General features: G+C 50.3%; 10 protein-coding genes. 5 read left to right on the forward strand and 5 right to left on the reverse strand.

All coding sequences use genetic code 11. The features are described 5' to 3' along the window. The first annotated feature begins 183 nt into the window (after positions 1 to 183). Positions 184 to 645: an Lrp/AsnC family transcriptional regulator gene (locus K355_RS0105870; RefSeq protein ID WP_022731186.1), complete on the forward strand. Its 462-nt coding sequence runs from the start codon at positions 184 to 186 to the stop codon at positions 643 to 645. A 15-nt stretch (positions 646 to 660) separates the two neighbouring features. On the opposite strand, the gene K355_RS0105875 is transcribed toward K355_RS0105870, so the two are convergent. From K355_RS0105875 to K355_RS0105890, 4 genes are all read right to left on the reverse strand, one after another. Further along, positions 661 to 2088 carry a two-component system sensor histidine kinase NtrB gene (locus K355_RS0105875; RefSeq protein WP_022731187.1) on the reverse strand — a complete coding sequence of 476 codons (1428 nt, stop codon included), beginning with the start codon at positions 2086 to 2088 and terminating at the stop codon, positions 661 to 663. Between the two features lie 33 nt (positions 2089 to 2121). After that, positions 2122 to 3300: an HD domain-containing phosphohydrolase gene (locus tag K355_RS0105880; protein ID WP_022731188.1), complete on the reverse strand. Its 1179-nt coding sequence runs from the start codon at positions 3298 to 3300 to the stop codon at positions 2122 to 2124. Positions 3301 to 3327: 27 nt separating this feature from the next. Then, on the reverse strand, positions 3328 to 4542 hold the full coding sequence (locus K355_RS0105885) for a response regulator (RefSeq protein WP_022731189.1): 1215 nt from the start codon (positions 4540 to 4542) through the stop codon (positions 3328 to 3330). A 126-nt stretch (positions 4543 to 4668) separates the two neighbouring features. After that, positions 4669 to 5820: an EAL domain-containing response regulator gene (locus tag K355_RS0105890; protein ID WP_022731190.1), complete on the reverse strand. Its 1152-nt coding sequence runs from the start codon at positions 5818 to 5820 to the stop codon at positions 4669 to 4671. A gap of 631 nt (positions 5821 to 6451) precedes the next feature. Between K355_RS0105890 and K355_RS0105895 the strand changes: the two genes are divergently transcribed. The 4 genes from K355_RS0105895 to K355_RS0105910 all read left to right on the forward strand — a co-directional run bounded on the left by K355_RS0105895 (position 6452) and on the right by K355_RS0105910 (position 11221). Continuing rightward, the gene (locus tag K355_RS0105895; RefSeq protein WP_022731191.1) at positions 6452 to 7624 is read left to right on the forward strand and encodes an acetyl-CoA C-acetyltransferase; all 1173 of its coding nucleotides are present in this window, start codon (positions 6452 to 6454) and stop codon (positions 7622 to 7624) included. A gap of 249 nt (positions 7625 to 7873) precedes the next feature. After that, the gene (gene phbB, locus K355_RS0105900) at positions 7874 to 8596 is read left to right on the forward strand and encodes an acetoacetyl-CoA reductase (protein WP_022731192.1); all 723 of its coding nucleotides are present in this window, start codon (positions 7874 to 7876) and stop codon (positions 8594 to 8596) included. Positions 8597 to 8821: 225 nt separating this feature from the next. Further along, on the forward strand, positions 8822 to 10261 hold the full coding sequence (locus tag K355_RS0105905) for a mannose-1-phosphate guanylyltransferase/mannose-6-phosphate isomerase (protein WP_022731193.1): 1440 nt from the start codon (positions 8822 to 8824) through the stop codon (positions 10259 to 10261). Then, on the forward strand, positions 10262 to 11221 hold the full coding sequence (locus tag K355_RS0105910) for a GDP-L-fucose synthase family protein (RefSeq protein ID WP_022731194.1): 960 nt from the start codon (positions 10262 to 10264) through the stop codon (positions 11219 to 11221). A gap of 103 nt (positions 11222 to 11324) precedes the next feature. Here the strand turns inward: K355_RS0105910 and K355_RS0105915 are convergent, their stop codons facing one another. After that, positions 11325 to 11918, reverse strand: coding sequence for a cysteine hydrolase family protein (locus tag K355_RS0105915; RefSeq protein ID WP_028791370.1), 594 nt, complete (start codon positions 11916 to 11918; stop codon positions 11325 to 11327). Positions 11919 to 11959 lie beyond the last annotated feature (41 nt).

The following is an 11959-nucleotide window of genomic DNA, read 5'->3' on the forward strand; positions in this document are numbered from 1 at the left end:
AGTAGCGTGAAGAGCGGTGTGGCGTTTCGATTAAACGCTGTAACGCTGCCAAAAAAAGCCCTTCGGATAGAGTTCTTCTGCCCTAGGTGTGAACGCCCTTAGCCCCGCGGCGCGCTGTTCTATTTCTTGCTGCGCAGAAAGCGACCTACTTCAAAATGGATCAGATTTATGCAAAGGGTTTAAATGGCCGAACTGGATCAGATCGATACCAAAATCCTGCGTTTGTTACAGGAAAACGCCGATATTCCCAATGCGGATCTGGCCGGAAAGATCGGCCTGTCGCCATCGGCCTGTTTGCGGCGCGTCGCCAAGCTGCGCGAAACCGGCGTGATTTTGAAAACCGTTGCGGTGGTCGACCCGGCCTTGATCGGACGGCCGCTCACGGCGGTGATCAATCTTGAATTTCACCGGCACGGCAATCGCTATCGTCAGGACTTCATTCGCAAAACCCGCGAACTTGCCGCTGTCCGGCAATGCTTTCTGGTCACCGGGGAAGTCACCGGCGTTCTGGTTTTGCACATGCGCGATATGGCCGAATATACAGCCCTCTGCGACACATTGTTTGATGCCGATGACAACATCGTCTGGTACCGGACTTATATCGTGACAGAAATTCTAAAAGATGACACAGGGGTTGCTTTTTAGGGGCGTGATGCACTTTCATGGTTTTTTGGTTGGTAGTTTCTTTTTTGCGTCGGTTTGTAAGCCCGTCCGGTCTTCTGCGGGCAAAAGAACATGAAATGTCGTGCCTTTATTGACCTCTGTTTCAAACCAGATGCGTCCACCATGACGGATTTGGACAATGTCATGCGTAATCGCAAGTCCCTGACCCGTCCCTTTGCCAACACCCTTTGTGGTAAAGAACGGGTTGAAGACTTTTGACCGGTTTTCCGGGGGAATTCCTGCGCCGTTATCTGCAATGCTAATCAGAATGCTGTCATCAAGGGATGTTGTTTTGACCGTAATTTGGCCGTCGTCAGGTGAGCGGCCTGCGCTGTTGATGGCCTGCGCCGCATTGACAATCAGATTGAGGAAAACCTGATTGATTTCATTGACATGAGAAGGGATATGCGGAAGCTCAGGATCCAGGTCTTCAACCAGGTTGGCGTAATGCTTCCATTCATTCCTGGAAATCACCAAGACGTTCTGAAGCACACGGTTGATATCTGTTGCGGTTTTTTCCGTGCCACTTGGGTGGGAAAACTCTTTCATCGACAAAACAATCTTGGCGACCTGATTGATGCCATCAAGAGACTGTTGGGTCGCGTGGGGAATCTCATCAAGCAGAAATTCAAGATCGGCATCGCGCATCTGTTTTGCGAAACGCGAAAATGCGTTATTGGACAATTCGTTGCGATGTTCCCACAAGACTTGCAGCGCAAGTCCTAGCATACGTGAGATCGCGCCATATCCGTCATTCAGGAATTTCAGGTTGTCGCGGATATACTGGCTCGGCGTATTAATTTCATGCGCAATGCCGCCCGCCAAATGACCTATCGCCTCAAGCTTTAAGGCTTCGCGCAGTTCACCTTCAAGTTTGTTGTGGGATTCTTCAGCCTGTTTCCTGCGGGTGATGTCGCGGAAAATATACAAATAGTTCATCTCACCCGTGAGATTGGCCGGGCTTATGGTGATTTCCATCGGAAAGCTGTCGCCATCACGCCTTTGTGCCATCGTTTCGGTGTAGTCGTATTTCAATGTCCCGCTTCGGATGCTGATGCATTTGTTGAGTAGCCGGTGCCGGATGGTTGCCTTCTTATCGATGAACATTATGTCGATGCTGCTGCCAATCAGCGGGTTATCTTCGGCACGCAGGATTTCGGCGGCTGATTTATTGAAATCCTCAATAACACCACCGTTGTTCACAACAAGTATGCCTTCGACCACGCTGTCCAGAATGGTTTTAAGACGCTGTGTCGTTTCCTGCTGTCGTTTTTGTTGTTCTTCCAAAAGCGCGCGGAATTGCTTCTTAACTTCATCATCGCCGTCTATTTCGTCGACTGATAGCAAAAGGTCGTTGGTTTCCACACTTACAGAATCGGAACTAAGAATTTTTGTTTCTTCTTGTTCGTTTTGCTTCTCACTCATGACATAGATCCAGTTTGCCGCCCTTCAGACAGATCACGTGCGCTTTCTCTTGATCCCGCGTTTGACTTCAACGGGTTCACGGAAGTCATGTGCTTTCTGAAACACTCTGATCCGCGCAAGCTGTACTTGGGAAATAAAGTTTCCATGCGTCAGGACGACATGATCTTCCATCGTTTCAAGATCCGTCATCAGAAGATCACCCTCTCGCAGATTATCAATACGGACACGCATTTCGAGTCCTTCGGGGGGGAACTCCTGTTCGCCATCAATGACGGCCAATAATGTGCGAATTTTGGAAAGTAGGACAGGATCATAGCGATGTGGTTTGCCACCAATCACTTCGAAATCAATATCGGTCGGCTCTGGCCCGTCTCCAACATCGGCAAGGTCTCTGGCAATACGCAATATTCTTGCCCCGAGTGGAATATTCTTACCAGAAGGCCCGCTTTCCGGGAAGCCACTGCCATCAAAGTTGCGGTTTTGCAAAAGGACCATATCTGCAACCGCTTCAAGGCGTGGGATATTGCTAATCAGCTTATGCCCAACCTCCGGGGTTCTTCTTAACAAGTCTTTCTCAAGCGGTTGAAGAGGTTTGCCGAGTGCCAGACGCGCTAGAATATCGGGTGGCAAAGCCACAATACCGATCGGGCAAAGCAGTGCCGCAATTCCAAGTTCCCATGGGCGTGGGTATTCAAGTTCTTTGGCGATGATGTCACACCAGCCCTTCATTTTCATCGACCGTCCGAAAACCGTGGGATTAAGCTGTGCCATGACATCGATCAGAAGTTTGACACTCCCGGCAAGAGTCTCCTGTATGAGGGTTTTTTCGGCGGTAATCAGTTGATGCTGTCGTAAGCCATCAGACAGCGCTCTTTCGAGATCGGCTGTCTCATATGGTTTGGAGAAAAACCGGAAAATATGACCTTTGTTTATCGCATCAACCGCCGTTGCCTGATCGGCATTCCCTGTCAGCATGATACGCACGGTGTCAGGGCTTATTTTTTTGATTTTCTCAAGGAACTCAAGGCCATTCATGTTTGGCATTTGCATGTCGGCAACGCAGACCGCGATTGTGTCATGTTCCTCAAACATTTTAAGCGCACTGGTTCCGCCTGCCGCGGTCAAAATCTCAAATTTTCCGCGCAGTTGACGGCGCAGCGCCATGAGCAGGTTAGAGTCATCGTCAACGAAGAGAATATGATACTCGGCCATTCAGGAAGCTTCCCCGTTTAGTGGAAATTACGTGTAACTCTCAAGGACAGCGGCAACAATTTTGTGCCAGGCTGGAACGCTGTCGGCTTTCCCGATCTGTTCGAGATATGACATGTCAATCGTGCTTTGCTCTTCGCTTTCCTGTGCTGACGCACTCCCGCCCATCTCGCGCGTGATGTGTTGGGCGGCATAAAGTGCTGTTAACTCGGTCATTTCAGTCTGCGCAAAATCGGCAGGGTTGTGATGGCAGGCAACAGCTTGAATCACTTGTTCAGGGAAACCCCAAAGCCCCAGAAGATACGCACCAATTTCTGGATGAGCCGCACCAAACTCATCTCGTTCGGCCTCGACAATCGATATGTCTTCCTGTTCAACGCGTGCGATGACCGTTTCCATTCTCTCGTGATAGTAAAGATAAAGGATCAGGCTGCCGATATGGCTCATCATGCCGATGCTCGGGAGTAACTGGCATGTCGCCTTGCTCAGTTTTTCGTGCTCGCCAATCAAGGCCGCTGCCACGCCAATTTGCTGTGACCGTTCACACAGGGTTTTAATGCGTCGCGTAACAACAGGCGGCCCATCAAAACTTTTGAACAGACCAACAAAAATCGCCAGAGACTTAAGCGTATCAGTACCAATCATGCGAACAGCGTGCGAGATCGAAGTGATTTTACTGGGCAAGGCGAAATAGGCCGAGTTTGTCACTTTCAATATTTCCGCAGTTAACGCGATATCTGAGGAAACGATGGCTGTTACCTTGTCATTCCCGGCTTTTGGGTCCTCAAGCGCATTTACAAGTCGCGTATAGGTGTCGGGTGGGGACGCCAAAGCATCTATGCCACCAATAATGCTTCGAATGTCGGGTTTAAGAAGGAGTGTGCGCATCTTGAACATTTGTGCGATTGCCTCGAACAGAACCTCGTCATCACAAGGTTTCGCAAGATATCTTTGGGCCGGGCCCACTGTTCGAAGAATGGCCTCGTCTTCTGAATAGCCAGATAAAATAATACGCGCGGTGTCGGGGCTCTTTTCCTGAAGCTGATGAAGAAGCTCCGCACCGTCCATGCCGGGCATTCTCATGTCCGAAACAACGACATCGAAGGTTTTTTGATCGCACAGCGACAAGGCTTCTGCACCACTCGTTGCAAAAGAAATATTCCATTCAGGGTGCTGGCCACGTGCACGGCGGCGTAATCCGCTCAGAATATTGATGTCATCATCGACAAAAAGAATATCGTTCATCAAATGACTGCCTTTGGTCTTGCTGTGTCTGAAACAATCCTGATTGTTGTCTGATCTTAAGGGCACTTATCCTTCGTTGTTGTCGTCAGAACCCTCTTAAACAGAGGTGCTTTTGTAATGTTCTGGTCATGTGACCGATGCGGGCAGGCCAAAATAGAAACCCTGCAACTCGTCTACGCCAATGTTTTGTAGATATGTCGCCGTATCGAGTGTTTCGACCCCTTCGGCAATGACGGTCATATTCATCTGGTGCGATATCGTGGTCGCCCACTCAACAAACGAGCTATCGACCGGATTGTCGTCGTCCAGTCGCATGATCAAGGATTTGTCAAGCTTCAGCCCCGAAAACTGGCCACGCCGCAAAAGAGAAATCGAGTTATTTCCTGAGCCAAAATCGTCGAGGAAAATGGGGTAACCAGCATCGCGCAACTTTGGAAGATTTTCCTGAAAGGCGGCTGTAAATGCCATGTTACTTTGCTCTGTTACCTCAAATTCCAGCATTGGCAGCGTGGGACGCTCGGCAAGAAAGGCTGTAAGCGATGTCATGAATTTGCTATCGGCAACCGAATGCGGGGATATGTTGACGCCGATTGGGACGTTGCCAAACGAACTGGCAATCGCATCTCTGTGGGTGTGAATGAAGTCAATGACTTGGAATGTAAGTTCGCCAATAACCGGATGATCTTCTGCGCCGGTTATGATGTCCTCGACCGTAAATGTTTTTTGAAGTTCGGGAAAACGGCTTAACGCTTCCAGACCGGAAACATTAAAGTTTTTGGCATTGACCCGCGGCTGAAATGAAACGCTATGGTCGGTGGAAAGCGAGGAGCGCATACGCCGGATCATCGGGTTGGCTGGCTTGGTGTTATCATTGCCGGCCGACACCAAGTCCCAAACAATGCTCAGGATCGTGCTTGCGGTAACCGGTTTGACGATAACCCGGGATATACCGGCTTTATTGATCGCTCCCTGCAAGGCGCTTTCGGACAAACTCCCGGATAAAAGAACCCTTGGCGTGGCAGGTGAAACCGATCTGGCCTCTGTCAAAAACTCGACGCCATCCATGTGCGGCATCATTAAATCAGAAACCACCACATCGATTTGACCCGGCGACTGCCGGAGAAAGTCGAGCGCAGCCGCCGCATTATTGTATGTTTTCAAGATACATTGTTTGTGCAGCATGCGTCGTGCAGAGGCCAGCAGCGCGTCCTCATCATCGACCAGCATCACCGTCAGATTGCGCGTTTCCTGTGGAAGAATATGATTTTGCTCTTCCATGAGAAAATGTTCTCCAGTTCGCCGCGGGTCATTTGGGCGGCTCTTTGAATCCCTCTGTCAGTCCCGTACGAAACAACACCACCTGAACTTAGCACTCATAATGCGGCCAAAATCTGTCTGCACGGTGATTTGTGAACATCTACCATTGGTTTAGTGCCTGTCTCGTATGTAAGTGGTTCGCCGAAAAAAGAAAGCGTGTGACATCATATTTTCCAGACGTTTCCACGCGGAAATTTCGCAGTGTTCCAGATGAGATTAAACACTTTTGGTTGCTGTGGCGACCGAAAGTGTGCTGTCGGCATCATGTCAAAGTTGCTCTGTTCGCCGCGCACGATTTTCTTTCGACGTTCTCAGGGATAATACATCTAAATGGCATAAGTGGGGTTGCGATATAGCCCTAATAAGCACACACTCTGTCTACAGGATGAACAGAACCATAATCGATAAAACGCCAAGGGATGGTTCTACTTTTGAGGGCGCGGCATGCGCGACTGTCCAAAAGTGGTATGTATCAATGCTTGGTTTTTTGTTGCGGTGCGATAAAGTCGTTCAAGGGCCATAACAGCATGTGGAAAAGACATCGCTGAGGGGCTCAGGGAAAACGTAATCAAGATAAATATCGGAGAGTTTCATGACCGACGTCGTAATTGTAGGTGCCGCAAGAACGCCAATTGGCGCATTTAGCGGTACGCTAACCAACACCCCGGCCCATGATCTGGGCGCTATTGCGATCAAGGCGGCACTTGAACGTGCCGGTGTCGAAGGCGACGCGGTTGACGAAGTCATCCTGGGGCAGGTTCTGACCGGCGGGCAGGGGCAAAACCCCGCACGTCAGGCGGCCATTGGTGCGGGCATTTCTGATCGCGCAACTGCCTTTCTGATCAATCAGGTCTGTGGGTCGGGTTTGCGCACCGTTGCCCTTGCCGCCCAGCAAATCATGACCGGGGATGCCAACATCGTCGTTGCCGGTGGTCAGGAAAATATGTCGCTTTCGGGCCATGTCGCGTACCTGCGTGCCGGTCACAAAATGGGTGATGTCAGCTTCATCGACACCATGATCAAGGACGGTCTGTGGTGTGCGTTTAACGGCTATCACATGGGCAACACGGCGGAAAACATCGCCAAAAAATGGGGCATTTCACGCGAAGAGCAGGATGCCTTTGCTGTCGCCTCTCAAAACAAGGCCGAAGCCGCCCAGAAATCCGGTCGGTTTGCCGATGAAATTGCCGCTGTCACCATTGCACACCGCAAAGGCGAAACCGTGTTTGATGCCGACGAATATCCACGTCACGGCGCAAACGTCGAAGGCATGGCAAAACTCCGCCCGGCCTTTGACAAAGAAGGCACGGTGACGGCCGGCAACGCATCGGGCATCAATGACGGGGCGGCTGCCTTGGTTGTCATGTCGGCTGCCGAAGCCTCCAAACGTGGCCTGACCCCGCTTGCGACGATCAAAAGCTGGGCCACGGCGGGTGTTGATCCGGCGATCATGGGCACGGGCCCAATCCCGGCATCGAAAAAGGCGCTTGAAAAGGCTGGCTGGTCGGCCGGTGATCTTGACCTGATCGAAGCCAACGAAGCCTTTGCCGCACAGGCGATCGCGGTTAACCGCGACATGGGCTGGGATACCGATAAGGTCAACGTCAATGGCGGGGCGATTGCCCTTGGCCATCCGATCGGTGCCTCGGGTGCGCGTGTCTTTACCACCCTGCTCCATGAAATGCAGAAACGCGATGCGAAAAAAGGCCTCGCGACGCTTTGCATTGGTGGTGGCATGGGGGTTGCGCTTTGCGTCGAACGCTAAGTCGCAATTTTCATCTGAATTTCTAAGCACGCGGGGTGTCCTCTTAACGGGGATGCCCTGTTTGCTTTTAAGATACCCAGTATCAGCTTCGACCAAAGACTACACCCTTGAATGACATAGATCATGGAGAGGAAATAAAATTACGTATATGACTATATTTATGGATTAAAGTTTCGTATGTCGTAGAAGGGCAAACGACGAAAATCAACATACCGATACGCTTGATGAACGAAGTTTAGGGAGGCGACCATGAAAAAAACAGCACTGGTAACCGGTGGCACACGTGGAATTGGCAAATCAATCAGTCTGGCATTGAAGGATGCGGGCTACACCGTTGCCGCCAACTATGCAGGCAACGACGAGGCCGCCCGCGCCTTCACCGAAGAAACCGGAATTCCGGCCTTTAAATGGAGTGTTGCGGATGCTGATGCCTGTGCCGAGGGCATCGCAAAGATCGAAGCCGACGTCGGGCCGATTGACATCCTGATCAACAATGCCGGAATCACGCGCGATGGTTTCATGCACAAGATGGATGTCGAAGCCTGGACCGCTGTGATCGACACCAATTTGAGTTCCCTGTTTTACATGACCAAACCGGTTCTTGAAGGCATGCGCGCACGCGGCTTTGGCCGGGTGGTGAATATTTCCTCGATCAACGGGCAGGCCGGTCAATTGGGCCAGACCAACTATTCCGCCGCCAAGGCCGGTGTGCATGGTTTTACCAAGGCACTGGCACAGGAAGTCGCGCGCAAAGGGGTCACGGTCAATACCGTCGCACCGGGTTACATCAACACCGACATGGTGGCAGCCGTCCCTGAAAAGGTCCGCGACAGCATCATCGCCAAAATCCCGGTCGGCCGCCTCGGCGAAGCCGACGAAATCGCCCAGGCGGTCCTCTATCTCTGCGGCCCCAATTCCGGCTTTATCACCGGATCGTGCCTGTCGATCAACGGCGGACAGCATATGTTCTGAGCGGCTATAACGACGGTTATGCGAAAACGCCCCGCAGATTGCTGCGGGGCGTTTTTGGTTTGAGTTATAGGGATTTAGGTTACCAGACTTAAGATCTGGTCGGCAGGGATTTTGCAACAACAGTACGTTGAGAAATTAACTGGATAGAGATATTGGAACGGTACGATAATCTGTTCTATAAGCGGTTGGGAACAGAGGGCTATCTTTTGGGAAAGCATCATAATCATGCCAAAAAATACTGCAATCAAGCCAGTCGTGATGTGCGGCGGTTCTGGTACTAGACTGTGGCCGCTTTCCAGAAAAGCATTTCCAAAGCAATTTATACCCTTGTATCAGGGCAAATCCCTGTTCGAACTTACGATAGAGCGTATCTCAGGTTTTGGCGAAGTTTTGGCTGTCAGCGGAGATGACTATCGTTTCTTCGTTCAGGAAATCTCAGAAAAATCCGGGGTGGATGTCACCCAGATTCTGGAGCCAAGTGGAAGAGATACTGCGCCGGCAATGACTTTGGCTGCAGCATTCCCGGGGAATGATGACGACCTACTGTTGTTTTGTCCTGCGGACCATTTTATTCCTGATGGGGACAAATTTGGCACGATGGTATCAAAGGCTGCCGACTTGGCTGTCGACGGATGGATCGTTACCTTTGGTGTTCAGCCAAATGGACCGAGTACAGCATATGGCTATATCGAAACTGGTGATCAAGTTCGAGGTGACGCCAATAAATCGGTCCGTTTCCATGAGAAACCTGATCTTGCCAAAGCTCTTGAATTTCTCTCATCAGGGAAGTTTTTGTGGAACTCGGGCATTTTTCTGATCAAGCGATGTGTCCTTCTTGATGCTTTAAAGCAGTTTGAACCAGGTATTTATACGCCTTGTGTTTCTGCCATTGCGAATGCAAAGCAAGATGGAAAATTTTGGCGCCCAGGCGAAGAGTTCAATCATGCAACCGCGAAAAGTATTGACTATGCTGTTATGGAGCAAGCCTCAAATATTGCGGTAGTTCCATTTTCCGGAACTTGGAGTGATGTTGGAAGTTGGGATGCGATGTTTGCGCTAAGCGATACTGATGCAGATAACTGTGGCAAGTTGGGTGTGATAGAAAATATCCATCTTGCAGACTCTACTAACACATTGGTTCATGCATCTGATCGACGCTTTATCTTGACCATCGGTACAAAAGATCTGGTCATTGTCGATACGCCTGACGCGCTGATGGTCAGTGCAATCGATCAGGTCGAAACGATCAAGAAAGTTGTTTCAGAAATGGCTGACGCAGGAAGAGCGGAAGTACTGGAACATCGTCGAGTGGCGCGCCCGTGGGGTTCTTATGATAGTATTGATCATAGTGATCGGTTTCAGGTTAAGCGGATCACTGTTAAGCCAGGAGCTCGACTGTCTTTGCAAAAACACCATCATCGTGCTGAACATTGGATTGTAGTCAAAGGTTCCGCACTTGTGACGCGTGACGACGAGACATTTCTTCTGACAGAAAACCAGTCCACATACATTCCAGTCGGAGCTGTTCACCGTATGGAGAATCCGGGGATGATACCTCTGGAGCTGATCGAAGTGCAGTCTGGCAGCTATTTGGGTGAAGATGATATTGAGCGTTTCGACGATGAGTATGGACGGAAAACGAACGACCAAAAGGGGGACCTCTAAATGACCAGAAAGGTTTTCGTTGCTGGGCATAGAGGAATGGTGGGAAGTGCAATTTCCCGTTTACTGGCCAAAGACAAAAATATCGAATTGATTACGGCTGCTCATTCGGAATTAGATCTCACAAGCCAAAAAGATGTACATGAATTTTTTGCTGAACATACAATTGATGATGTCTATCTTGCCGCAGCGAAGGTAGGTGGGATACATGCCAACAATACGTATCCCGCAGATTTTATTTACCAAAATTTATTAATCGAAACGAACGTGATCGGAGCTGCGCACGCCGTTGGTGTCCAGAAACTTCTTTTTCTGGGATCAAGTTGTATCTACCCACGCTCTGTCGAACAGCCCATGCGTGAAAGTGCTTTGCTAACAGGTGTTCTTGAAGCGACCAATGAGCCCTATGCAATAGCAAAAATCGCAGGAATCAAGCTGTGCGAATCTTTTAATCGTCAATTCGAACGCGACTATCGCAGTGTGATGCCGACAAACCTGTATGGGCCGGGGGATAACTATCACCCGGAGAATAGTCACGTTATTCCTGCGTTGCTTCGGCGTTTTCATGAGGCTAAAAATCTAGAGGCGCCCGAAGTTGTCGTATGGGGCAGTGGAAAGCCGCGCCGTGAGTTCTTGTTTGTCGAGGATATGGCATCTGCCTGCATACACGTTATGAGCTTGGAGAGGAGCGTGTACGAAGCGAATACTCAAGACATGTGCAGCCATATCAACGTTGGGTATGGTTCTGATGTCACAATCGGCGAACTGGCTTTTGCTATAGCCAAGACAGTTAAATATTCGGGATCAATTATCTTTGATAGCTCTCGGCCCGACGGAACAATGAGGAAGCTCATGAGTAGTGAGCGATTGTTCTCTATGGGTTGGAGCCCCTCTACTGACCTAGAAGAGGGGCTTGTTATTGCTTATGAGGACTTTTTGAACAGCCCTCTTCGTGAGGTGTAAACTTCAAACTAACTGTGCGGACTTGTACTTATAAAAACGGCTGCCCTTAGTGCAGGGCTCTGATCTTGATAGATGTGTCATGATAAGGATCATTAGAGTATCTTTACGCCTCAAGCACATCCTGGGTCGTGACAACCTTGGCGAATGTATCGGCCAGCATCGCCAATTCGCCCCGGTGCAAATCTGCTGCCGCAATCACTGATCCACTCAGCGCATCGGGAAGGTCGCGCGTGCCGGAGGCATCGGCGATCACGGTGACGGCATATTGCTTTTCATTGGCCACCCGCGCGGTGGTCGAAACGCAGACATGGGTCATGAAACCGGCCAGTACGACATGCTTGATCCCGGCTTCTGTAAGCAGTTCATCAAGGTTGGTATTGCCAAACGAACTTGGCACCGACTTTGTCACAATCGCCTCATCCTTTGTCGGGGCGACGTCTCCGATGATCGCAGCATAGGGACCGGATGGGTCAAACAGGCCTGTCGCCTGATGCTGGACATGAATGACCGTGCCACCCTTGTCGCGCCAATGGTTCAGCAACCGTCCAATATTACCCAGCGCATCATCAAGCCCGACCAGTTTCAACTGACCGCTGCGGTATTCTTCCTGTGCATCAATCACGATAAGAGCGGATTCTTTTGGCGTCCCGGTTGGCAAAGTTGCACCGGCAATGTCAAAGATGGTCTTGGCTGTCATGGTCTGGTCCTTTTGCATACTCAAATGATGTGCGCAGTTTG

Origin of the sequence: Thalassospira lucentensis MCCC 1A00383 = DSM 14000 (assembly GCF_000421265.1) — a bacterium.
GTDB lineage: Bacteria > Pseudomonadota > Alphaproteobacteria > Rhodospirillales > Thalassospiraceae > Thalassospira > Thalassospira lucentensis.